The 22,100-nt window shown below is 63.7% G+C and carries 19 protein-coding genes; 3 read left to right on the top strand and 16 right to left on the bottom strand.

Features of this window, described 5'->3' with window-relative positions; genetic code table 11:
* Positions 1-90 precede the first annotated feature (90 nt).
* Together KI241_RS14700 and KI241_RS28010 are read left to right on the top strand one after the other, a co-directional pair.
* The gene (locus KI241_RS14700; RefSeq protein WP_042732538.1) at positions 91-270 is read left to right on the top strand and encodes a hypothetical protein; all 180 of its coding nucleotides are present in this window, start codon (positions 91-93) and stop codon (positions 268-270) included.
* Between the two features lie 170 nt (positions 271-440).
* Positions 441-566, top strand: a complete 126-nt coding sequence (locus KI241_RS28010) for a hypothetical protein (RefSeq protein WP_272914003.1) — start codon at positions 441-443, stop codon at positions 564-566.
* A gap of 131 nt (positions 567-697) precedes the next feature.
* On the opposite strand, the gene KI241_RS14695 is transcribed toward KI241_RS28010, so the two are convergent.
* The 9 genes from KI241_RS14695 to KI241_RS14655 all read right to left on the bottom strand — a co-directional run bounded on the left by KI241_RS14695 (position 698) and on the right by KI241_RS14655 (position 13,246).
* Positions 698-1,300: a glutathione S-transferase gene (locus KI241_RS14695; RefSeq protein ID WP_212802646.1), complete on the bottom strand. Its 603-nt coding sequence runs from the start codon at positions 1,298-1,300 to the stop codon at positions 698-700.
* Positions 1,297-4,938 (bottom strand): AAA family ATPase, encoded by a 3,642-nt coding sequence (locus KI241_RS14690; RefSeq protein WP_212802645.1) that lies wholly within the window; start codon positions 4,936-4,938, stop codon positions 1,297-1,299. Before KI241_RS14690 ends, KI241_RS14695 begins: the two co-directional genes overlap by 4 nt.
* The gene (locus KI241_RS14685) at positions 4,935-6,179 is read right to left on the bottom strand and encodes an exonuclease SbcCD subunit D C-terminal domain-containing protein (RefSeq protein WP_047738790.1); all 1,245 of its coding nucleotides are present in this window, start codon (positions 6,177-6,179) and stop codon (positions 4,935-4,937) included. The genes KI241_RS14690 and KI241_RS14685 overlap by 4 nt, the downstream gene beginning before the upstream one ends.
* 226 nt (positions 6,180-6,405) lie before the next feature.
* Entirely contained in the window at positions 6,406-8,043 is a 1,638-nt protein-coding gene (locus KI241_RS14680) for a BatD family protein (RefSeq protein WP_123578982.1), read from the bottom strand.
* Positions 8,040-9,773: a tetratricopeptide repeat protein gene (locus KI241_RS14675; protein ID WP_123578983.1), complete on the bottom strand. Its 1,734-nt coding sequence runs from the start codon at positions 9,771-9,773 to the stop codon at positions 8,040-8,042. Before KI241_RS14675 ends, KI241_RS14680 begins: the two co-directional genes overlap by 4 nt.
* Positions 9,770-10,849 (bottom strand): VWA domain-containing protein, encoded by a 1,080-nt coding sequence (locus KI241_RS14670; protein ID WP_047738786.1) that lies wholly within the window; start codon positions 10,847-10,849, stop codon positions 9,770-9,772. The genes KI241_RS14675 and KI241_RS14670 overlap by 4 nt, the downstream gene beginning before the upstream one ends.
* A complete protein-coding gene (locus KI241_RS14665; RefSeq protein ID WP_042732322.1) occupies positions 10,842-11,336 on the bottom strand; it encodes a DUF4381 domain-containing protein in 495 nt (164 codons plus the stop codon). The genes KI241_RS14670 and KI241_RS14665 overlap by 8 nt, the downstream gene beginning before the upstream one ends.
* Positions 11,333-12,277 carry a DUF58 domain-containing protein gene (locus KI241_RS14660; protein ID WP_042732321.1) on the bottom strand — a complete coding sequence of 315 codons (945 nt, stop codon included), beginning with the start codon at positions 12,275-12,277 and terminating at the stop codon, positions 11,333-11,335. The genes KI241_RS14665 and KI241_RS14660 overlap by 4 nt, the downstream gene beginning before the upstream one ends.
* Positions 12,278-12,286: 9 nt before the next feature.
* Positions 12,287-13,246 (bottom strand): MoxR family ATPase, encoded by a 960-nt coding sequence (locus KI241_RS14655; protein ID WP_042732320.1) that lies wholly within the window; start codon positions 13,244-13,246, stop codon positions 12,287-12,289.
* Positions 13,247-13,847: 601 nt separating this feature from the next.
* Between KI241_RS14655 and KI241_RS14650 the strand changes: the two genes are divergently transcribed.
* A complete protein-coding gene (locus KI241_RS14650; protein WP_042732319.1) occupies positions 13,848-14,216 on the top strand; it encodes a DUF6124 family protein in 369 nt (122 codons plus the stop codon).
* Between the two features lie 430 nt (positions 14,217-14,646).
* On the opposite strand, the gene KI241_RS14645 is transcribed toward KI241_RS14650, so the two are convergent.
* From KI241_RS14645 to KI241_RS14615, 7 genes are all read right to left on the bottom strand, one after another.
* On the bottom strand, positions 14,647-15,222 hold the full coding sequence (locus KI241_RS14645) for a hypothetical protein (RefSeq protein WP_052497404.1): 576 nt from the start codon (positions 15,220-15,222) through the stop codon (positions 14,647-14,649).
* A gap of 611 nt (positions 15,223-15,833) precedes the next feature.
* Positions 15,834-16,811, bottom strand: coding sequence for an NAD(P)-dependent oxidoreductase (locus KI241_RS14640; RefSeq protein WP_212802644.1), 978 nt, complete (start codon positions 16,809-16,811; stop codon positions 15,834-15,836).
* Between the two features lie 14 nt (positions 16,812-16,825).
* Positions 16,826-18,124 (bottom strand): MFS transporter, encoded by a 1,299-nt coding sequence (locus KI241_RS14635; protein WP_042732490.1) that lies wholly within the window; start codon positions 18,122-18,124, stop codon positions 16,826-16,828.
* A gap of 92 nt (positions 18,125-18,216) precedes the next feature.
* Positions 18,217-19,197, bottom strand: coding sequence for a sugar kinase (locus KI241_RS14630; RefSeq protein WP_042732489.1), 981 nt, complete (start codon positions 19,195-19,197; stop codon positions 18,217-18,219).
* Entirely contained in the window at positions 19,190-19,972 is a 783-nt protein-coding gene (locus KI241_RS14625; RefSeq protein WP_042732488.1) for an AP endonuclease, read from the bottom strand. Before KI241_RS14625 ends, KI241_RS14630 begins: the two co-directional genes overlap by 8 nt.
* A 147-nt stretch (positions 19,973-20,119) precedes the next feature.
* Positions 20,120-21,145 (bottom strand): LacI family DNA-binding transcriptional regulator, encoded by a 1,026-nt coding sequence (locus KI241_RS14620; RefSeq protein ID WP_152622971.1) that lies wholly within the window; start codon positions 21,143-21,145, stop codon positions 20,120-20,122.
* 445 nt (positions 21,146-21,590) lie between these two features.
* On the bottom strand, positions 21,591-21,944 hold the full coding sequence (locus tag KI241_RS14615; RefSeq protein WP_042732099.1) for a hypothetical protein: 354 nt from the start codon (positions 21,942-21,944) through the stop codon (positions 21,591-21,593).
* Positions 21,945-22,100: the final 156 nt, after the last annotated feature.

Genomic DNA, 22,100 nt, shown 5'->3' with positions numbered 1-22,100 from the left:
AAAGCATTTCAAAGCGGGACGCCTCGGCGCGTAAGTTTGCTTCACGGCCCAACCGGGCAGACAAGCCAACTGAATCCGAGGACTACCGCCATGAACTTCAATCTCTTCTCCGTCATCGCCGCTTCCGCCATCTCGGCCACTGTCGCGCTGCCTGCCAGTGCCAGTGTCGAAATCAGCGAGAAAAGAAACCACACCCAGAGCTACACCCAGAAGTACTTGCAACAAAGCGCCAATTTCTACGCCGCGCTGGACCACAAGGCCCAACACTGAGCGACCCTGCTGCAACTGAAGCCTGCGATCTTTTCGTCTTTCAAAAAGAGAAAAGATCGCAGGCTTCGTTGTTTTCGGGGTTCGCCGGAAATCCTGCTGTAATATCACTTGGCCATGTGTTTAAATTTGACGCTGACAAATTGACTCCTTTGCCGATAAGGATCGACACCATGGCGATGCGTCTGGCAGTGATGCTGCTGTTCCTCTATTCCACCCCGATCGTCTCCGCAGCCCAGCCGGCTCCCGGCGAACTGGAAGTGGCGCGGGAGCGATTACTCAGTTTGCTTGAAGACTGAAGGGGCAAGAGATCGCTGTTGTGGCGAGGGGATTTATCCCCGCTGGAGCGCGAAGCGGTCCTTTTTGCGGTCGCTGCGCAACCGAGCGGGGATAAATCCCCTCGCCACAGGGGTGATGTGCGGGCTGTTAGTCACTTCGCCATGATCGCCACGAACAGCTCCGACTCCAGAAACCGTTGCAGCCATCGTTGCAGATGAGGGTAGGGCGCCTGGGCGAACCATTCACGGTCGACGTGGGCGAACTGGCGTATGAAGGGCATCAAGGCCACGTCGGCCAGGCTCTGGTGAGGCGCGACCAGAAACGGCCGGGTTTCAAGCAACGCTTCTAACGTGCGTAGAAAACCCTCACCCTCGGCTCGATAGTATTCCACCGGATGCTGCGGATGACGTTCGGGGTACTTGTAGCGATTCAGGTGCTGCTTGAACCCCTGGTCGTTTTCCTCGATCAACGCCGCCGTCGCCGCTTGACCAACGGGATCGCCCAGCAACCGCCAGTCCTGCGGATCATGCTGGGCCAGGGCCCAGTTCATGATCTCCAGGCTTTCATCGATTACCCGGCCATCGGCCCACAGCACCGGCACCGTGCCTTTGCTGGAAAGCGCGAGCATCTCGGCCGGCTTGGCCTTCAGGCTGACTTCGACGATCTCCAGCTCCACCGCGGCGTAGCGCAGGGCCATGCGCGCCCGCATGGCGTAAGGGCAGCGCCGGAAGGAATAAAGCGTGGCGTGGCTCATTTCACCTCCACCGTGCTCAAGCCGTTGCCCTGGCGACGCACCTGGATCTGCACCGGGATCCGTTCGTGCATTTCCTGCACATGGGAAATCACCGCCACCTTGCGGCCCTGGGCCTGCAAGCCGTCGAGCGCGTCCATCGCCAGTTGCAGGGACTCGGGGTCGAGGCTGCCGAAACCTTCGTCGATGAACAACGACTCGATCCGCAACGTGCTGGACGCCATCGAGGCCAGGCCCAGTGCGAGGGCCAGGGACACCAGGAACGTCTCGCCACCCGACAGCGAATGCACCGAGCGCAGTTCGTCGCCCATTTCCGTGTCCATCACCAGCAACCCGAGCATGCTGCCGCCGCGCTTGAGCCGGTAGCGACGGACCAGTTGCCGGAGCTGGGCGTTGGCGTGGTGCACCAAAAGGTCAAGGTTGTAGGCCTGGGCGAGCTTGCGGAAACGGTCGCCGGTGGCCGAGCCGATCAGCGCATCCAGGCGCGCCCAGCGCTGATACTCGGCATAGGCCTGCTCGATCTGTTGCGCCAGGGCCTGGTTGGCGTTCTGTCGGCGCTGGTCTTCGGCCTGTTCGGCGCGCAGTTCGGCGCAGCGTTGTTCGCTGGCGGCGAATTGGCCCTGCACCTCGGCAAGGGCGTTGGCCAACTGCTCGGGCAACAGGTTGCCATTGTGCTGGGCCTGATGATTGTGCAAACGCTGCTCGCGCTCGGTGAGCAGCACGCGGGCCTGTTCGATGGCCTTTTCGCTGTTGAGCAAGCGCTGGCGTAGCTGGCTGACGCCTGCCTCGTCCAGCGCCAGCAAGGCCTCCAGCGCCGCGTCGTCCAGCTCGGGATGGGAGGCGCGCCATTGGGCGATGCCGGCGACCAATGCCTGCTGCTCGGCTTCCAAGGCTTGCACCTGTTCCTGCCGGGCCTTGAGCTCGGCTGCCCGTTGCACCAAGGCGTTACGCAGTGCCTGTAGCTGTTGACCGGCGGAGGCCTCGGCGGTGCGCGCCTGCTCCAGGGCCTGGTCAAGTTGCTGCTGCCAGTGTTCAGCGCTGGCGTGTTCGCCCAGCAGTTGCGCGAGCCTCTGCTGGCAGGCCTGCTGCTGTTCGGCCAGGGCCTGGAACTGCTGTTGCGCCGACTCCAACTGCTGCACGCGGGTCTGCTGGCGGTCCTGTTCCTTTTCCAGGGTCTGCTGGCGATTGAGCTGTTCGGCGAGTTCGTCGCGCTGCTGCTCCAATTGCGCCAGGCGCTGGGCAATCTGCTGGTCGAGTTGCAGGAACGTCGCGGCGGGCTCGGTGCGCAAGGCCTGCAAGGTATCAGCCGGCAACAATGCGCTGAAATGGCCCAGCTCGTCGTCCAGGCGCTGGCGATCACGGGCCAGTTCCTGTTGCTGGTTGCTCAGGTGCTGGGCCGCCTGCTGGTTCGCCGTTTCGGCTTGGCGCAGCTGCTGCGCCAGGCGCGCGGCGTCTTGTTGCAAGGTCAGCAGGGCGGTTTGCCGTTGCTCGTCCTGTTGGATGAGTTGGTTCAACTGGCTGTCTTGTTGGGTCAGCCAGGCGTCGCGCCGGTCGGGGTCCTGGGCCAGCAGTTGCGCCGACAGGGGATGGGCCTCCAGGCTCGGGGCCAGGCTTTGCTGCTGACTGGCCAGGTGTTCGTGCTGTTGTTTGAGTTCCTTGAGCTGGGCGATGACGCCGCTGTACTGCGCGCGCAAGTCGATGACTTTTTCATTGAGTGCTTCGACGGCCTTGCGGGCGTTGGCTTGCTCGCTTTCATCGTGACGCCCGAGGCTTTCCAGCAGGGCCTCGGGTTGATGGTAGGGATGCTCGACGCTGCCGCAGACCGGGCACGGTTGATCGTCCTGCAACTGCGCGCGCAGTTGCTCGACGCTCTCGCTGCGGGCCAGGCGCTGCCGTTCCAGCAATTCGCGGGTCACGGTCAGGGCCTGCTCGGCCAGCGCCAGTTCGGCCTTGGCTTCGCCGCCTTCACGCACTAGGCGATCACGGGTCTGCAACGCCTGTTGCTGGCGCTGTTCGAGGTCGGCGCCGCGCTTGCCCAGGTCTTGTTGGCTGGCCCACAGTCGCGTCAGTGCTTCGAATGCGCGCAGTTGCTTGCGGTTGTCCTGCAGCAGGTTGCCAAGCAACTGGATCTGTTCGGCGACCGCTTCCGGTTCAGCGCCGGCTTCCTTGTAGAGCACGTCGAGCGCCTGGCGCAGGGACGTCAGCGCCTGGGCCGCGTCGCTGGCGTTTTGTTCCAGCGTGGCGAGTTCGGCCTGGCCCTGGTTCAGGCGATTGCCGATCAGCATCAGTTGTTGGAGGCGATCGCGGTAGGCATTCCAGGCCTCGCTGAGGGGCGCCAGGTGGCTGCTCTGTTCGAGCTCGTCGCTGATGCGCTGCAGGCGTTCGGCCAACTGCTTTTGCTGGTCGAGCAGCGTATCGATGGTTTTCTGGCCTTCGGTGCAGGCCTGTTGCGCCTGCTCCTGGCGCTCGGCGGCTTGGCTTGCCTCTTTTGCGAGGCGGGCCAGGGTGTTTTGTTCTTCAAAGGCCTGGCGCAGCAACGGTGCCGTGTCGCTGCTTTGTTGCCGGGCCAGGACCAGGGCCTGCTGTGCATCCTCCAGGCCTTTGTCCAGCACCACCTGTTGGGCCTGCAAGTCGATTTGCTGCTGGCCGAGCTGCTGGACCTGCGCCGTCAGGGGCTCCAGTTGCCGAGCCAATTCCGCCTGGCGGATGAACTGATGGCGCTGGGGAGCCAGTTGCTCCAGGCGCGTCAGCTTCAGGCGTTCCTCTGCCAGGGCATTCCCATCGGCCTGGGCCTGTTGCAATTGCTCGGCGGCGTGGGCGTGTTCATCCTGCAGTTGGCGCAGGTCCTTGAGCCAGGTGTGCTGCAACTCCAGTTGCTTGAGTTGGGCCTGCTGGGCTTTGAGCTGTTGCTGGGCGTCGTTGAAGCGCTGGTCCAGCTCGGCCCGGGCCTCGGGTGCCAGCGGGGTGACGCCGGTGGCCTGGTCTTGCAACTGCCGGTGAGTTTCCTTGGCCTGCTTGGCCTTGTCGAAGGCGCGACGTCCCAAGCGAGTGTACAGGGCGGTGTCGGTGAGTTTTTCCAGCAGCTCGCTGCGGTCGTTGTCATCGGCCTTGAGAAACGCGCTGAACTCGCTCTGGGCCAGCAACACGGCGCGGGTGAACTGCTCGAAGTTCAGGCCCAGGACGGCTTCGAGCCGCGTCTTGTACTCGCCTTTCTGGCTGGCCAGCAATTGATCGTTGTCCAGGTCCCGCAGGCTCTGGCGGCTGGCCTGCAACTTGCCGCCGGCCTTTTCCCGGGCGCGATTGGCTTCCCAGCGGGCGCGATAGCGGCGACCGTCGATGCCGCGAAAGTCCACCTCGGCATAGCCCTCGCCGGTGCCACGGCGCAACAGCGTGCGCGGGTCGCCCGTGGCAATCTCGCCGTCGGCGTCCGGCACCTTGGCATCGCGTGCGGTGTTGTTGAGGCGCGGCACCGCGCCGAACAGCGCCAGGCACAAAGCGTCGAGCAAGGTGCTCTTGCCGGCGCCCGTGGGGCCGGTGATGGCGAACAGGCCGGCGCTGGCCAGCGGTTCGGCGGTGAAATCGATTTCGAAAGGCCCGGCCAGGGAGGCCAGGTTCTTGAGGCGGATCGCGAGGATCTTCATGGCTGCTCGTCCTCCAACTGCACGTCTTGCAAGAGCACGGCGAAATCCTTGAGGGTCTGTTCGTCCACTTCGTTGCCATAGGTGTCCTGCCAGGCGCGGCTGAACAGTTCCTCGGGGCTCAGTTGATCCAGTTCGATCAACGCGGCGTCCTCGTCGGTGCGCCCGCTGTCGCCTTGGCCGGCGTATTCGGCGGCGATGCGCACCAGACGCACGGCCTTGCCTTGCAGCGCGGTTTCCACCTGATGGCGCAGGTCCGGTTGCGGCTCGTCGAGGCGCACCCGCACCTCCAGCCAGGGTTGACGCTGGACGTCGGCCAGCAGGTCGACGTCGGGCAGTTCCTTGAGTTGCACCAGGAGGTCGGCCAGCGGCGCCGGGCCCAGCCGTTGCAGATTGACGGCCCGGGGGATCAGCCGGGGCTCGACCTTGGCCAGGGTGTCGCCGTCCAGGGTGATGTCGAGTATCTGGTGCTGATAGCCGATCTCGGAGAATGACAGCGGGATCGGCGAACCGCTATAGCGAATGCGTTCTTCACCGTTGACCTTCTGCGGCTTGTGCAGGTGGCCAAGGGCAACGTAGCTGATGCTCGGGCCGAACAGGCTGGCGGGCAGCGCTTCGGCATTGCCGATGATCAGGCTGCGCTCGGAGTCCTCGGACACCGAGCCGCCGGCCATGTGCGCATGGCTGACGGCGATCAGTGCCTGGCCTTTCTTGCGCTTGCCATTGGCGGCGGCGATCAGCCACTCATGGACCTGGCCGATGCCTCGCAGGTAATCGTCGCCCAAGTGCGCGCCGGTGACTTCGGCGGGGCGCAGGAAGGGCAGGGCCAGGCACCACGCCTTGACCTTGCCCTTGGCGTCGGGCAGCGGCAGGAGCAGGCGTTCGACGTCCAACTGGCCGTCGTCCAGCCACAGCACCCGGCCCAAGGCATGGGTGCGCAGGCGCCGCATCAGGGGCGCGGGCAGTTCGATCCGCGAGCCGGAATCGTGGTTGCCGGCGATCATCACGATGGTCAGGTTGGGGTTTTGTTCGTGGGCGCTGACGATGAAGTCGTACAGGCGCTCCTGGGCTTTGACCGGCGGGTTGACGGTGTCGAAAATGTCGCCGGCGACCAGCAGGGCATCGGGCTTCTCGGCGGCCAGTTGGCGCAGCAGCCATTCAAGAAAACACGCGTGCTCGAAATCGCGCTCCTGGCCGTGCAGGTTTTGCCCCAGGTGCCAGTCGGAGGTGTGGAACAGACGCAAGGCAAACTCCAGAAAAACAGGTGATGGCCGCGGGTGAAGAGGGCGGCTGGAAAAGTGCAGAGTTTACTGGGAAGAACCGATCCTGTGGCGAGGGGATTTATCCCCGCTGGGCTGCAAAGCAGCCCCAGAACAGGCGACTCAATCTGTCTGGTACACCGAGGCGTAAGTATTTAGGGCCGCTTCGCAGCCCAGCGGGGATAAATCCCCTCGCCACAAGTGTCGGGGATTATTTGGGATAAAGCGGTGGCAAGCCGCTGTCGCCCAGCAGGTCCTGGGCGCGTTCTGCGGTGGGGATGGTGCGGATGGCGCGCCACAGGTCGTCGCCTTGCCAGTGTTGGCCAGTTTCGCTGTAGAGGGCGCCGTTGAGGCCGTCGAGGGCATCGGACAGCGGCACGAAGCGCGCGGCCATGTCGGCCAGGGTTTCCGGTTGCTGGCGGGCCCAGGCATCCAGGGCCTGGCGGGTGGCATGGGGGTCGTTGGCCAGGCAGGTGCGCTTGAGGTCGTCCAGCAACGTGCGCGGGCTGGGTCCGGCCTGGGCCGAGCGCAGGACCGCCGGCTGCGAGCGTGCCCGCCACCACAGGCCGAAACCGAGCAGGGTCGTGCAGGCCAGGATAAAAGTCCCCAGTTGCCAGTACCACAGCGTTTCGCTGTCGACGGTGGTCACCACCTGCGGGGCTCCCGGCGGGGTATCGACCATCAGACTCGGGTTGTTCGCCACCTGCAGGGTGCGCGCCGGGAGGCTGGTGCGATCCAGGTGGTCTTCCAGGGTGTTCCACCAGACGACTTCCACCGGCGGCAACTCGATGGTGCCGCTGCGGTTGGGCACCAGCGCCTCGCGATCCTCGCGGCTGCCCACCAGGCCACGCTCGCTGCTGCGGCTGCTGAGCACCGGTTGGTCGGGGTAGCGTCGCAGGCCGTTGATCTCGGTGGCCGGCAGCGGTGGCAGTTGGGCGCTGGCCAGGCCTTCGGCTTCGAGGGTCAGGCTGCGGGTCAGGGAGTCGCCGACCTGGCTGTGGGTCGGCTCCGGGCTCCAGCTCTCGCTCAACGACAGGCTGCGGGCCGGCAGCCAGGGCACATCGGCCGGGTAGCTGGCCGGCTTGGGGTTGACGGTCAGCACCAGTTGCTCGGAGCTGACGTGCATCAACTGGCCGGGTTTCGGGCCCGCCGGCGCGGCGCCCTGGGCCACCGGTTCCACCAGGGTGGCGCTGAAGGTCTGGGCCGGAATCGTCAGTTCGCCACTGCGTTGCGGGTAGATGCCGTAGCGCAGCTCAATGACACCGTGGCGCACGTCGTTGATGACTTTTTCATAGGTGCGCGACTCGCCCAGTTGTTCGGTGCGGGCGTCGGGAATGTGCAGCGGCGTCAGGCTGCTGTCGTCGTACAGCGACACCGAATGGTAGATGCGCAGGGTCAGGATCGCCTGGGCCTGCACATACACCTTGTTCTGGTCGAGGCTGGCCTCGATGAACACCGGGGCAAGGGTGCCGGACGCGTTGCGGGTCTCGCTTTCGATCACTTGCAGGGTGATGGGCTGGCTGGTCACTTCGCCCAGTTGCAACGGGGGAATGATCACGGTGCCGCTTTCGCGCGGCAGCAGGGTCACGATCCAGCGGGTGGTGGCGCGGTTCTCTCCGTCGAGGGTGGTCAACTGGTTGACCTGCCGGGTGCCGCGCACCTCGAACAGCGCCTGGAGCGGGGCCAGGTCGGGCTTACCGAACAACGTGGCATCATTGGATTCCAGGGTCAGTTCCACCGTTTCGCCGGAGTTCAGCCGACTGCGGTCCACGCTGGCCGTCAGCTGTGCGGCCTGGGTTGGGCACACCCAGAACAGCAGGACGAGAAGGTAGGCGGTGAAGCGGGTCATGGGGTTTTTCCCTGGGCCTGATGGCTTTGTTGTTCGTACCAGAATTTACGCCTGAGCAGTTCGCCTGGATTGTCCGGGATCTGGCGCAGCCATTGCTCCAGCGCCTGGCGCTGTTCTTCTTCATTGCGCTGTCCGGCGGCGGGGCGCAACGGCGGTGTGGTGGTCTGCTCGTCGGGCAGTTCGCTGCCGGGCACGTCCTGGGCGCCCGAGGGCGGTGCCGGGTGCGCCTGGGGTTGCTCCTGCGGCGTCGCCGTTTCAGTCGAGGGCTGGCCCGGTTCCGAGGACTGGGCGGAAGACGCCGCGTCCGGCGCTTGCTCGGCAGGTCCCGGTTCTTCGTTTTGCGTCGGTTTCGGGGTTTGCTCCGGCGCCGCCTGCTCGTTCAACAGGCTCTGTACCAGGGTTTTGTTGGTCTGGGCGGGGCGCAGGTCCGGTTGCAACTCCAGCGCCTGCTCGTAGGCATCCACCGCGGCTTCCAGCTCGCCGCTTTTGGCCAGGGCATTACCCCGATTGTAGTGGGCGCGGGCGTCGGTGCCTTCAGCGAAGCGCCGGGCGGCTTCGCTGTAGTTGCCTGCTTCGTAGAGGGCGACGCCTTGCCATTGGCGGTCCTCGAAATGCGCGGCGGCCTCGGCTGGGCGTTTCTGCTTGAGCAAATGCTGGCCCTGTTGGTCGGGACGCAGCCACAAGTCCTCGAATTCGAAGGCCTGGCCGGTCTGCGGCAACACCAGCAGCAACGGCAGGCAGAACAGCCAGCCGCGCCGGCCCGCGCAGGCCGCCAGCAGCAACAGCGGCAAGAGCAGCCAGTAGCCCTGGTCGGCCCAGGCGTCCAGGCGCAGCATCTGGCCGTCCTCGCGCAGATGACGCGGGCCATCCAGCAGGCCCAGGCCGCGCAGGTCACTGTCGTCCAGGCGCGCCGGACGATAACGCCCGTCCAGTTCATTGGCGAAGGACTTGAGCCCCGCGCTGTCCAGGCGTGGCACCAGGATCGCGCCCTGGGCATCCTTGAGGTAGCTGCCATCCTCCTGGGCCACCGGCGCGCCTTCCCGGGTGCCGACGCCCAGCATCAGCCATTGCGTGGGCGAACCGTCCAAGACCTGGTGGATACCCTGGCGCTCCTGCTCGTTCAGCGACGAGGCGATCAGCAGGATCCGGCCGTGGCCGAGTTCGGCCTGGTTCAGCAGGGCCATCGCCTTGATCACCGCCAGGTCGGCGCGATGGCCGCCCTGGGGCATGATCGAGGGTTTGAGGGCCTCGAGCAGGTTAGCGCTGGTGGACAGGTCATCGGACAGCGGCACCAGCGTGTGGGCGCTGCCGGCGTAGACGATGATCGCGGTCTGGGCGTCGCTGCGGTTGTGCAGCAGGTCCAGCACCTTGCGTCGGGCCTGCTCCAGGCGCGTGGGCGGCACGTCGGTGGCGAGCATTTCCGGCGTCAGTTCCAGCACCACCACCAGCGGGTCGGCAGGCTTCTGGCTGGTCTGTTCGACCCGTGCCCAGCTTGGACCCAGCAACGCCAGTACCGTCAACAGCCAACCCAGGCCGAGGGCAATCCACGGCAGTCGGCTTTCACGACCCTTGCCACCGCTGAGCAGCACCGAATGAAACGCGGCCGGCAGGATCATCTGCCAGCGGCCCACCCGACGCTGGCGGTGCCACAGTTGCCAGAGCAACCAGCCCAATAGCGGCAGCAGCAGGATAAAGACGGGGCGCAACCAGTGCGGCCAGAGCGCAGTCATCGACGCCTCCGCAAGCGCAGGCGCTTGAGCCGCTGGCGCCACTCGGCATGAGGGGTCGATTGGAACAGCGGCTGGTTGAACAGGCGTTGCAAGGGGTTGTCCGGCCAGCGCTCGCGGGCCACCAGCAGCATGCTCAACAGCAGTGCCACGGCCAGGGGCCAGTGATAGAGCGCCTGGGCCGGGCGGGCCTGGGTCGGTTGCTGGGTCACCGGTTCGAGCTGGTCGAGGGTGGTCTTGATCGCCAGCAACTGTTCGCCATCCTGGGCGCGGAAATAACGCCCGCCGGTGGCCTGGGCAATTTCCCGTAGCGTCGCCTCGTCGAGGTCCAGGCTTGGGTTGACGCCGAGGAATCCCGCCGTGCCGCTTTGCTCCGGGTCAGCGCCGATGCCGATCGGGTAAATCTTCACTCCTTCGTCGGCCGCCAGCCGGGCGGCGGTCAGCGGGTCGATTTCCCCACCGTTGTTGGCGCCGTCGGTGACCAGGATCAGCACGCGGCTGTGGGCCGGACGCTGGCGCAGGCGCTTGAGGGCCAGGCCGATGGCATCGCCAATGGCGGTGTTCTTGCCGGCGATGCCGATGCGCGCTTCGTCGAGCCAGCGGCGCACGGTGCGCCGGTCGAAGGTCAGGGGCGCTTGCAGATAAGCCTGGCTGCCGAACAGGATCAGGCCGACGCGGTCACCTTCGCGGCTTTCGAGAAAATCCCCGAGCATGTGCTGGACCAGCGCGAGACGGCTGACCTCTTCGTCCTTCCACTGCATGTCAGGGAAGTCCATGGAGCCGGAAACGTCCACCGCCACCAGCAGGTCGCGGCCGCTGGCGGCGATGGGCAGCGGCTCGCCGAGCCATTGCGGACGGGCGGCGGCGATCAACAACAGCAGCCAGAGCAGGATGAAAGGCGCTTGCTGGCGCCAGCTCGGCAGTTGCGTGCGGGCGCGACGCCCGACAAGGCCTTCGAGCTCCCCCAGGAAACTGACCTTGAGCGCCGGCTCGCCGCTGTCGGCCGCGGGCAGCAGCAGGCGCATCAGCCACGGCAGCGGCAACAGCGCGAAGATCCACGGCCAGGCGAACTCAAACATGTTTGCGAATCCAGATGTCGACTGCCTGGGTCAGGCCGGCAATGGCTTTGTCGTCCAGCTTGCATTCGGGTTTGTAGGCCCCTTCGACCAGGACCATCCAACGGGTCAGCCCGGCGGCCGGGCAGCGGTTATCCAGGAAGGCCAGCCATTGGCGGCCGTTCAGGGTGTGGCTCTGACTGTAGGGGTAGTGGTTGCGACACAGGCGCTTGAGCAAGCCGTTGAGCTGCTGCAACCAGGCACCGGCCGGTGCGCCATCGTAGGGCTTGGGCAATAGCGCCAGTTCGGCCAGCGCGGCCAGCCGCACCGGGTCCAGGGGTTGCTCGGTGCGACTGATGGCGCGCTTGGCGGGTAGAAAACGGCGCAACTGCCACAGCCCAAGGCCCAACAGTGGCAGCAATATCAGCAGCAACCACCAGCCCGGCGCGGGTGGCCAGAAACCAATGGGGGGCGGCGCCATCAGTGGCTGCAACTGGTCCAGGCTGTTCATCGGCTGATCCCGGCCCGCTTGGGGTTCAGGTACTCGCGCAACTGCTCGACCATGTCGCCCTGGGTGCTCAGGGGCATCATCAGGATCCGCAGTTTCTGCGCCAGTAACTCCCAGCGCTCCTGGCGCGCCTCGGCCTGGGCGCGATAGGCCTGGCGCAGTTCGACATTCAGGGTGTCGAGCTCCAGTTGCGCACCGCGCTGGGCGAAGCGCAGCAAACCGGCGGCGGGCAGGGCGTGGTCCAGCGGGTCCGAGAGCGGCAGCAGCAACAGGTCGCAATGACGTGACAGCAGGCTCAGTTGTTGCTCGGCGCTGTCGGACAGCGCGCGTTCGTCGCAGATCACGATCGCCAGGCTGCCCGGGCGCAGCACTTCCCGGGCCCGACGCAGGGCAATGCCGAATGAATCGCGGTCCGGCTCGCCCTCGGGGTGCAACGACTGGTTGACCCGCACCAGGCGGTTGAGCAATTGCAACAGGCTTTGTTTACTGCGCCGGGGTTTGACCTCGTAGTGGGTGTTATTGCCGAACACCAGGCCGCCGACACGGTCGTTGTGGCCCAGCGCGGCCCAGCCGATCAGGCTGGCGGCCTGGGCCGCGAGCACCGACTTGAACAGCAGGCCCGACCCAAAGAACAGGCGGTGGCTCTGCTCGATCATGATGAAGATCGGCCGCTCGCGCTCTTCGTGGAACAACTTGGTATGAGGTTCCTGTGTGCGGGCGGTGACGCGCCAGTCGATGGTGCGCACATCGTCGCCGGCCTGGTAGACCCGCACCTGGTCGAAATCCACGCCGCGTCCGCGCAGCTTGGAGTGGTGCAGGCCGATCAACGGGCTGCGTTGGCCCGGGGTCGAGAACAACTGCACTTCGCGCACGCGATGACGCATCTCGATCAGCTCCGAAAGGCTGACGCGGATGCCCGGTGCGGGCGCCAGTGGGTTAGTCATGACGCCTGCTCAAGCGACAGCGACGACGTCGAGAATCCGCTGCACGACCCGGTCCTGGTCGATACCGGCGGCCTCGGCCTCGAACGACAGGATGATGCGATGGCGCAGCACGTCGAACAGCACGGCCTGGATGTCCTCCGGGCTGACAAAGTCTCGGCCGGCCAGCCAGGCGTGGGCGCGGGCGCAGCGATCCAGGGCGATGGAACCCCGTGGGCTGGCACCGTAGGCGATCCACTCGGCCATCTCCGGGTCGAACTTGGCCGGGTTGCGGGTAGCCATGATCAGTTGCACCAGGTATTCCTCCACGGCGTCGGCCATGTACAGGCCGAGGATTTCCTTGCGCGCCGAGAAAATCGCCTGCTGGCTTACCCGCCGCTCGGGCTTGGCCTCGCCATTGAGCGCCTCGCCCCGGGCCTGTTGCAGGATCCGGCGTTCCACCGTCGCATCCGGGAAACCGATCTTGACGTGCATCAGGAACCGGTCGAGTTGGGCCTCGGGCAACGGATAGGTGCCTTCCTGCTCGATGGGGTTCTGCGTGGCCATCACCAGGAACAGGGGTGACAGTTCATACGTACTGCGCCCAACGCTTACCTGGCGCTCGGCCATGGCTTCCAGCAAGGCGGACTGGACCTTGGCCGGGGCACGGTTGATCTCGTCCGCCAGCACCAGGTTGTGGAAGATCGGTCCTTGCTGGAAGACGAAACTGCCGGTTTCCGGGCGATAGATCTCCGTGCCGGTGATGTCGGCAGGCAGCAGGTCGGGGGTGAACTGGATGCGATGGAACTGCGCTTCGATCCCTTCGGCCAGCTCCTTGATCGCCTTGGTCTTCGCCAGCCCTGGCGCGCCTTCCACCAGCATGTGGCCGTCGGCAAGCAGGGCGATGAGCAGGCGCTCGATGAGTTTTTCCTGGCCGAGAATCTGCGTTGAAAGAAAGGTTCGCAGCGCCAAAAGCGCTTCACGATGTTCCATCGGTGACTGTTCCTGGAAAGGGTGGCCCCTGGCGTTCGGATAACGTCGGGGCTGGGGGCGTTACTTTAATGCATGGCGGGGGGTGGCGACTAACAGGATTTTGATCGGGTGTGCACAATTGTGATCGGCTTGGGAACATTGTGGGGTGGACTCGCTTGCGCTGAATACCGCCGGGACAAGCGCACTGACGCCGTGACGAGGGAGCTTGCTCCCGCTTGACCGGGCTGGCGCTCCGGTGCGAAGCACTCACAAAGTGAATGGGTGTTTATCTGGATGTAGGAGTGTTCTGTATTGGGCTACGTTGTCTTGCGCCGTTGCCTACGACTGCGCCAGAATCCGCCGGCTTGTGCGTCTGGGAGACCGGTTCTATCGTTTTCGGGTCGCTGATGAATCAGCGATCGGGTTTGGTAGCCCGGCCTCCTGACGCGCAGTCCATCGAATGCAAAGGGCTCTTCGCCCTCTGTTTTATGGTGGCCATGCGTAGGGCGTCTTCGGATGCGCCGGGTTGTCAGGTGACCGGTCTACCAACCTCCGTATGGCCATCACCCATTCGTTTGGTAGCGAGAGGAATGGCTCCAATTTCTCACCTGGAGCTTTATCTATGTTCAAAGCAACTCCAAACCCGCCGAACACCGAACCAACGTCACCGCGCCCAAAAACCAAATCCCAAAAACACGACAAAGTCACCGACCGCGTGCTCGACCATTATTTGAACCCGAAACCGGACAAACCCGAAGCGGGTCCTGCCCCCGACCAACTCTTCACCGTCAACAAAGACATCGACACCGAAAGCCTGCTCGCCAACCTCAGCGAAACCCTGGCCTCGGCCAACGTCATGGTCAATGACCTGGCCTTCGACCTGGAGGGTTCACGCCGGCACTTCCTCCTGGGAATCCAACAACTGATCGAACTGGGCAGCCTGTTGGCCAACCGTGCACTGGACAACATCGAAACCCGTCAGCCGACGTAAGTTGTAACAGCCCCAGGGCCCGGGACACCGCGGAACCTGTGGGAGCGGGCTTGCCCGCGAAGGCAATGAATCAGTTGATATTGATATTGATGTTGGCTGACACACCGCTTTCGCGAGCAAGCCCGCTCCTACATGGGGCCTGTGGCATCTTCGGAATCCGAGGTTCACCCTGGAACCTGTGGAGGTAAGCCTGCTCGCGATGACGGCTGGAGCTCAGCACCCTATTGCGCTAGTTCTGCATCCGAATCGCCTCCACTAGCAGCTTGACCGCCGGCCTGTCGACCAGCCCCCGCCACGGACCATCGTCCACGATTGCTCCTTCATGCATCACGATCACCCCAAGTTGCAGCCGTTGTAGGCTGTGTACGAAATAGTTTCAAATGCAGTATTGTCCACTTGGATGATCCCGTTTCTTAAAACGTTATAGGCATTATTTTGGAGGACGACTCTGCGATCTCTTATCTCTCCAGTTTTCAAGTAATAGGGCAGGTAAATAGATAAAGCAACGATGCACTATTAGAGGTGTTATGTAAAAAATAATGAGCATGGAGGAAGAGAACAGTGAAAAGCTGAGGGCGTATGACCCATAGAAGCTGTATTTTTGGCTGTTGTTGGCTAGGTTGGTGGAGGTCAGATAGAACATGAATAAAATAAGCAATATATAAAGCACTGCAAGGGGAGGGATGAGCGCGTATTTTAATAGTGAATAATTTTCGTACTGTTTAGGGTCGATCCTCATTGTTTGATAAGTCTTGTAGAAGGCCAGTATGGCAAATACGGGGCCAATGCATGCAAGGTAGTTTGCGGTTACTTTTGAGCTGAAAGGGAATCGAGATGACCAAAAACCAACTTGCCCAAAGAGGTGGTTATCTATGAAGGCGGCAATGGCCAACTCTGTAGGGGTGATTGGGTAGGAAGGTAGCAGGAAGTTAATGAAGAAGATAGGGGTTGCGGCGAGGACAAACAACCAATACGGAGGTTGTATCTCTTGTGGTCGTTTCTTCATGATGCTCCTGATTTGATCGGCAGTTTATGGCATTGATGTAATCAAGATAGCGCCGAATTCAATATGGCTAAATTCGGCGCCAAGGAACTCCCGTTACTGGGGTTGGTGATCCCGAAATTCATTTAGGATTGCGTTGTTGATAATATCAACCTGGTTGGCATCGAGAATGGACGAGAGGGTGGCTGTTAATAGAGCTACCGCTACTATTCCAAGGGGATGCTGCAACTGCGGGATAAAATAGTGCTAGTACAGCAGCGAGTAACGCACCTGCTCCTGCCCATCCCAGCAATAGCGGTGAAGCGAGCACGATCAGTTTGAGCGTTATCAGGGTGATGAGCGTCGACACCAGCAGAGTGGTATGTGTCTTGTAGGCACTCCTGATCATGACCTGTATGGCATGCATGCAATCACCCCCGGTTGCCTTGTCTGTTTCATTGCGAACTCACCACCTGGCGTGTTTTCGTCGGTGATCAATGAATAACAGCAGGGACGCTGGAAGGGCTATGGCGCCGCTTCCGATGTTGGCGTAGGCCGGGTCCGGGTTCTCGGTAGGAACAGCATCACCGCCACCAAAGCCCACTCATGATGGCCGTGATGCCGGTGACAAACCTCTAGCCTTTCCACGCTCCCGGATTCACCAGGTTCACCGGCCGCTCACCCGCCAATGCCGCCAGCAGATTCTCCACCGCACAACGCGCCATCGCTTCGCGTGTCTCATGGGTGGCCGAGCCCATGTGCGGGGTGGCGACCACGTTGTCCATCTGCAACAACGGCGAATCCGCACTCAAGGGCTCGCGCTCGAACACATCCAGCCCCGCAGCGCGGATCTGGCCGTTGCGCAGGGCGTCGATCAGTGCCGCTTCGTCCACGACTTTGCCCCGGGAGATGTTGATGAAGATGGATTCGGGGCGCATTTGCGCAAAGGCGTGTTCACCGATCAGCCCTTGGGTCTCTGCGGTCAGCGGGAGGGTCAGGCAGATGAAATCGGCTTGGCGCAGCAGGGTTTCCAACGAGCAGTAGCGGGCGTTGAAACGCTGCTCGATGGCGGGCTTGGGCGAGTGGCTGTGGTAGATAACCGGCATGCCAAAGCCGAAGTGGCCGCGTTGGGCCAAGGCTTCGCCGATGCGGCCCATGCCGATGATGCCCAGGGTCTTGCCGTGGACGTCGCTGCCGAAATGCTCGGGGCCGATGCTTTTTTGCCATTGGCCGGCGCGAATCAGGTTGGCCAGTTCCACCACGCGACGGGCCGTTGCCAGGATCAGCGCAAAGCCGGTGTCGGCGGTGGTCTCGGTCAGCACGTCGGGGGTGTTGCTCAGCAGGATCCGGCGTTCGGTCAGGTAGTCGATGTCGTAGTTGTCGACCCCTACCGAGACGCTGGCGATGGCTTGCAGATTTGGCGCCAGGTCCAGCAGCGCTGCATCCAGCTTCAGGCTCGCGCCCAACAGCCCGTGGGCGCCGGGCAGGGCATCGCGCAGTTGCGCCAGGCACTGGGCGTCGAGGCGGTCGATGAGGGTGACGTCGGCCTGCGCTTGCAAACGGGCCATCAATTGCGCCGACAGCGCCTTGTACAACACCACGTGCTTTTTCATGAGCGGATCTCGATTCAGGAATGGGCGGGCGCCGGGTGTGGCGCCACGGAGTTGGGGGTGGCGCGGTCGCTGGCACCGGGCTTGAGGGCCAGGGTCAGCACCACCGACAGCAGCAATGCGCCGCTCATCAGCAGGAAGGACATGCCCGGTGAGCCGGTGGAGCCGTTGAGGTAGCCCACCAGGTACGAGCCGCCGAAGGAGCCCAGCGCGCCCATGCTGTTGATCAGCGCCATGGCGCCGCCGGCGACGTTGGCCGGCAGGATTTCCGGAACGATGGCAAAGAACGGCCCATAGGGCGCGTACATGCAGGCGCCGGCGATCACCAGCAGGCTGTAGGACCACCAGAAATGTTCAGGTCCCAATAGGTACGAGGCGTAGAACGCGATGGACGCCACCAGCAGCGGCGGCCAGACGAAACGCTTGCGCTTCTGGGCCTTGTCCGAGCCCCAGGACACAACGAGCATGGCGACGACGGCCGCCAGGTACGGCAGCGACGACAGCCAGCCGGCCTCGACCATGCTCATTTGCAGGCCGGCCTTGAGGATCGACGGCAGCCACAGGACGAACCCGTAGACCCCGATGCTCCAGCAGAAAAACTGCAACGCCAGGATGATCACCTTGGGTGAGCGGAAGGCCTCGGCGTAGTTCTTCACCGCCTTGATCCCGACCTGTTCGGCCGCCAGTGCGCTTTCCAGGTCCTGCTTTTGCTGGGGGCTGAGCCACTTGGCCTGGGACGGACGATCATCCGCCAGGCGCCACCAGACGAAGGCCCAGAGCACCGCCGGCAGGCCTTCGATGATGAACATCCAGCGCCAGTCGAATTGCTGCACCAGGTAGCCCGACACCACCGACATCCACAGCATGGTCACCGGGTTGCCGAGGATCAGGAAGGTATTGGCGCGCGAGCGCTCGGCGCGGGTGAACCAGTGGCACAGGTACACCAGCATGGCCGGCATGACGGCGGCTTCGACCACGCCCAGCATGAAGCGAATCACGATCAGCCAGTAGGCGTTGGAGACCACGCCGGTCAACGTCGCCAGCGACCCCCAGAGGATCAGGCTGACGAAGATCAGCTTCTTCACGCTGTGTTTCTGGGCGTAGATCGCCCCGGGCACCTGGAAGAAAAAGTAGCCGAGGAAAAACAGCGCGCCGAGCAGCGAGGACAGCCCCGGGGTGATCATCAGGTCCTTGGCCATGCCCGAGGCCGCCGCGAAGCCATAATTGGCTCGATCCAGGTAGGCCAGGCTGTAGGTGATGAACACGATGGGCATGATGTACCACCAGCGGCGGGTGGCGAGGTTGAGCGTTTGCATGTCGTGACTCCTGAGCTTGTTGTTTTTGTTGCAGCAGGTGTGTTTGGGGTGTACTTGCGGCCTCTATCGCGAGCAAGCTCGCTCCTACAGGTCTAGCGGCAACCCCTGTGGGAGCGAGCTTGCTCGCGATGGGCGTCGTCAAATTCAGTCAGTAACTCATCGCGGGTCGGCAAGCCTTCCATGTCCCCCCGACTCTGTACCGCGCGGCTGCCAATCCAGTTGGCGCGCTGTACCGCCTCGGTGATCCCCCGGCTTTCCAGCAGGGCACTGATCAGGCCGACGGCGAACCCGTCCCCGGCGCCGACCGTGTCCACCACCCGGGCCACCGGCACGCCGGCGACGAAGCCCTGGTCCAGCCGCGTGCGGTAGTAGGCACCTTGGGCACCGAGCTTGATCACCACGGCTTCGGCGCCCAGGTCCAGGTAGAAGGCGGCGATGTCGGCCGGGTCGTCGAAGCCGGTCAGCAAGCGGCCTTCCCCGAGGCCGGGCAAGACCCAGTGGGCGAGGGCGGCGAGGCGGTTGACCTCGCGGATCATCAACGACTCGCTGGCCCACAGGCTGGGCCGCAGATTGGGGTCGAAGGACAGGCTGCGACCGGCCTCGCGCATGCGGTTCATCAATTCAAGGGACATCTCGCGGGCCGTGGCCGACAGCGCCGGCACAATCCCGGTGGCATGCAAGTGCCGGGCACCCAGCAGGGTGGGGGCGATGGCCTCGGGCGACAGGTGGCTGGCCGCCGAGCCACGACGGAAATACTCCACCTGCGGGTCGCTGCCATCGTCGGTGCGGGATTTGAACTGGAACCCGGTCGGGTGCGCAGGATCGACCGTCACATGGCGACAATCCAGGCCTTCACGCTCCAGCGTCTGCACGACGAAACGTCCCAGGGAATCGGCGCCGACCCGGCTCAGCCACGCCACGTTGAAGCCCAGCCGCGCCAGGCCGATGGCAACGTTGCTGTCGGCCCCGGCGATGCGCTTGCTGAAATGGTTGACGCAGGCCAGGTCGCCGCAATGGTCGGCCACCAGCATTGCCATGGTTTCGCCGAACGACAAGACATCGAACTCAGGCATGGGCAGGCTCCCGACGAGGTTGTCCGAGACCGGCCAGGGCGGCCACGTGTTCAGTGGTCAATTGCAGCAGGTCATCGCCTTGCAGCGGGTATTCGGCGGCGCGCATCACGCCGGCGGGCATGTGTTTGAACAGTTGCTCCCACAGGTGCAGATCCGCCAGCACCGGTGGCACCGCAATCAACTTGCCGTCGTCGCGCCGGGCCACCGCCTTGCAATGCACATACCGCACGTGGCGTCCGAGCTCGCGGGCCGCCAGCGTCGCGGACTGGTCTTGCCATTGCCAGTTGCCGATGTCGAAGGTCATGCCGATGGGCAATCCCAGTGGTTCGAGGGCGGCGAAAAACCGTTGGAAGGGCTCGATCCGCCCGCCTTGCAACGTCTGGTCGTTTTCCACCAGCAATTGCACCGCGCTGGTGGCGAGCACCTGCGCCAGGGCGGTCAGATCATGGGTGCCGGTGAAATGCCCGAGCGAGACCTTCAACCATGTCGAGCCAAACGCCTCGGCCCGTTGCAAGGTCGGCGCCAGGTCAGGATTGGGCTGGGTGCGGTCAGCGAGCCACAACTCGAGGGGCGAGGAGAAAATACTCTGCAGGCCTTGGGCCCGGGCGTCGGCAGCCAGCTCGGCGGGTTGTTCGTGGGTCAGCAGTTCCTCGCGCCATTCGATGCGCGAGGCGCCGGCGGCAGCCAGTAGCGTGGTGAAACGACCTTGGCCTTGCTGGCGCACCAGGTCGGCGCCGTAGCTGGACAGGCTGATGGAAACGGGTGGCTTGTTCATTGTTTTACACCTCTGAAACCGGTTTCAGTTTTGATCAAAAAAAAGGTTCTGCGTGAGGGCCTCATCGCGAGCAAGCTCGCTCCCACATGGAATCGTCGATATGGCACCGGTCCCCTGTGGGAGCGAGCTTGCTCGCGAAAGGCACTTTCACCGAACCACCCCCCGCGTCGACCCGCGCTCGATCAGCTGCGCTGCAAAATCCAGGGTTTGTATCGGCCCGTTGTCGCCCCGCAAGCGCTTGAGCAGGCACTCGAAGGCGCGGGCGCCGATCTCGGCGGTCGGTTGGGCCAGGGCGGTGATGCCGCTGCCCACCAGCGGGTACCAGTCCAGGTCGTCGAGGGCGATCAGGCCCACGTCGTCGAACAGGTGGCAATCCAATTCCCGCAACACCTGGGTGGCGGCCAGGGCGGCGATACCGTTGGCGCAGAACAGCGCCTTGGGACCCGGGCCAGGCTGGGCCAGGAAGGCTTGGAGCCTGGCCTTCAACTGATCGCAGATTTCCACCACGGCACCGGCCAGGGCAGGGCGTTGCTCGATGCCCGACTTGAAACTGTCGACCCGCTCGATCCGCGAACTGGTGCCGTCGAACGGCTCGGTCACCATCAGCAGGTCGCGATAGCCGCGTTGTTCGAGATGGTCGAGCGCCATCGTCACCGCCGCCGGGTTGTCCAGCCCCACCAGGTCGCTTTCGAGCCGATCGACTTTGCGATCCACCAGCACCAGGGGCATTTCGCGGCGCAGTTCGAGCAACTCGTCACGGTGATGGCCCAGGGTGTTCACGATCAGCCCTTCGATGTTGTAGGCACGCAACAGGGCCAGGTGCTGGCGTTCCTGTTCGTCATCGCGGTCGGTGTTGCACACCACCAGGCTGTAGCCATGGCGACGGCAGGCGGTTTCCACGCCATGCATCACGGCAATTGAATAGGGGTTGCGGATATCGGCCACCAGCATGCCGATCAGGCGTGTACGGCCGCGCTTGAGGCCGCGGGCCATCTGGTTGGGGCGATAGCCCAGCTCGCTGATCGCCTGCTCGATGCGCCGGGCGATGGCCTCGGAAAGCAGGGCGCGATCCTCGCCGATGAAGCGCGAGACGCTGGCCTTGGAAACCCCGGCGCGTTCGGCGACGTCAAGCATGGTCACGCGGCTGCGCTGGGCGGCGGAAAAGGAAGTCACGGTTGTAAACCTGCCTGTTGGAGTTATTAGCGGCTCTGAAACCGGTTTCAGGAAACCTCAGAACCCGATGGGTCGTCAAGGGCATTGTGCGAGAGGGGCGACCGGCGGTGTGGGCGTGATCCGGATTCGGGCTTGCCGAAAATTGTTGGAGGTGTCGTGTCGATCCCTGTGGGAGCGGGCTTGCTCGCGAAGGCGGTGGGTCAGTGAAGAAGGTGGTGACTGACCTGACGTCTTCGTGAGCGAGTCCGCTCCCACAATGGCTTGAGGTGCCGTGTCGATCCCCTGTGGGAGCGAGCTTGCTCGCGAAAGTGGTGGGTCAGTGAAGGAGGTGGTGGCTGACCTGGCGTCTTCGCGAGCGAGCTCGCTCCCACAATGGTTGGAGGCGTTGTGTCGATCCCCTGTGGGAGCGAGCTTGCTCGCGAAGGCGGCCGTACAAACGCTGAAATCAAACCAGCCTGATGTAAGTCCCCACATCCCTGAGAATGTTCTGCAACGTCAGCTCCACCTCGGCCAGGTCCGCTTCATCGGTGTCATGGGTGATCTCCAGCACATCATCGCCATTGAGTGCATCGGCGTCCGTCGCGGCGATTTCGACTTTCAGCAGGGTCGGGCTGAGAGTGACCTTGACCCCGTCCAGGGTCGACGGTTCGCCATCCAGGGCGATCTCCAGGCTGTCTTCGTCGGGGTAGCGGGTCATCAGGAACATGTCGCCTTGAGTGCTGTGGCAGCAGAGCATGGCCATGTTGTCTTCTTCGTCGTCGCACGGGTTGGCGATCAGAAGGGCGGTGGTCATTTGCATGGTGATGGCTCCTGGCTCAATGAGCCCTGCGGGTGCAAAAGGAGGAGTTTGCCAGCCTCGATGATTTTCTGCAGGGTTACTGCCAACCGGCGCACAACCTGCATGGGATTTCATGCCCCGGGGTGCCGTTTGGCCCTCGGGCTGCTAGGGTTGTTC

Source organism: Pseudomonas sp. Cab53, from assembly GCF_018325965.1.
In the GTDB taxonomy this organism is placed as follows: domain Bacteria; phylum Pseudomonadota; class Gammaproteobacteria; order Pseudomonadales; family Pseudomonadaceae; genus Aquipseudomonas; species Aquipseudomonas chlororaphis_E.
The sequence above is the reverse complement of the archived record's forward strand: the minus strand, read 5'-3'. Positions and strand labels throughout refer to the sequence as shown.

Excerpts from the sequence above, each read along its gene's own strand:
- KI241_RS14700 (WP_042732538.1), top strand. The coding sequence starts at position 91 with ATGAACTTCAATCTCTTCTCCGTCATCGCCGCTTCCGCCATCTCGGCC.
- KI241_RS28010 (WP_272914003.1), top strand. The coding sequence starts at position 441 with ATGGCGATGCGTCTGGCAGTGATGCTGCTGTTCCTCTATTCCACCCCG.
- KI241_RS14695 (WP_212802646.1), bottom strand. The coding sequence starts at position 1,300 with ATGAGCCACGCCACGCTTTATTCCTTCCGGCGCTGCCCTTACGCCATG.
- KI241_RS14690 (WP_212802645.1), bottom strand. The coding sequence starts at position 4,938 with ATGAAGATCCTCGCGATCCGCCTCAAGAACCTGGCCTCCCTGGCCGGG.
- KI241_RS14680 (WP_123578982.1), bottom strand. The coding sequence starts at position 8,043 with ATGACCCGCTTCACCGCCTACCTTCTCGTCCTGCTGTTCTGGGTGTGC.
- KI241_RS14675 (WP_123578983.1), bottom strand. The coding sequence starts at position 9,773 with ATGACTGCGCTCTGGCCGCACTGGTTGCGCCCCGTCTTTATCCTGCTG.
- KI241_RS14670 (WP_047738786.1), bottom strand. The coding sequence starts at position 10,849 with ATGTTTGAGTTCGCCTGGCCGTGGATCTTCGCGCTGTTGCCGCTGCCG.
- KI241_RS14665 (WP_042732322.1), bottom strand. The coding sequence starts at position 11,336 with ATGAACAGCCTGGACCAGTTGCAGCCACTGATGGCGCCGCCCCCCATT.
- KI241_RS14660 (WP_042732321.1), bottom strand. The coding sequence starts at position 12,277 with ATGACTAACCCACTGGCGCCCGCACCGGGCATCCGCGTCAGCCTTTCG.
- KI241_RS14655 (WP_042732320.1), bottom strand. The coding sequence starts at position 13,246 with ATGGAACATCGTGAAGCGCTTTTGGCGCTGCGAACCTTTCTTTCAACG.
- KI241_RS14650 (WP_042732319.1), top strand. The coding sequence starts at position 13,848 with ATGTTCAAAGCAACTCCAAACCCGCCGAACACCGAACCAACGTCACCG.
- KI241_RS14645 (WP_052497404.1), bottom strand. The coding sequence starts at position 15,222 with ATGAAGAAACGACCACAAGAGATACAACCTCCGTATTGGTTGTTTGTC.
- KI241_RS14640 (WP_212802644.1), bottom strand. The coding sequence starts at position 16,811 with ATGAAAAAGCACGTGGTGTTGTACAAGGCGCTGTCGGCGCAATTGATG.
- KI241_RS14635 (WP_042732490.1), bottom strand. The coding sequence starts at position 18,124 with ATGCAAACGCTCAACCTCGCCACCCGCCGCTGGTGGTACATCATGCCC.
- KI241_RS14630 (WP_042732489.1), bottom strand. The coding sequence starts at position 19,197 with ATGCCTGAGTTCGATGTCTTGTCGTTCGGCGAAACCATGGCAATGCTG.
- KI241_RS14625 (WP_042732488.1), bottom strand. The coding sequence starts at position 19,972 with ATGAACAAGCCACCCGTTTCCATCAGCCTGTCCAGCTACGGCGCCGAC.
- KI241_RS14615 (WP_042732099.1), bottom strand. The coding sequence starts at position 21,944 with ATGCAAATGACCACCGCCCTTCTGATCGCCAACCCGTGCGACGACGAA.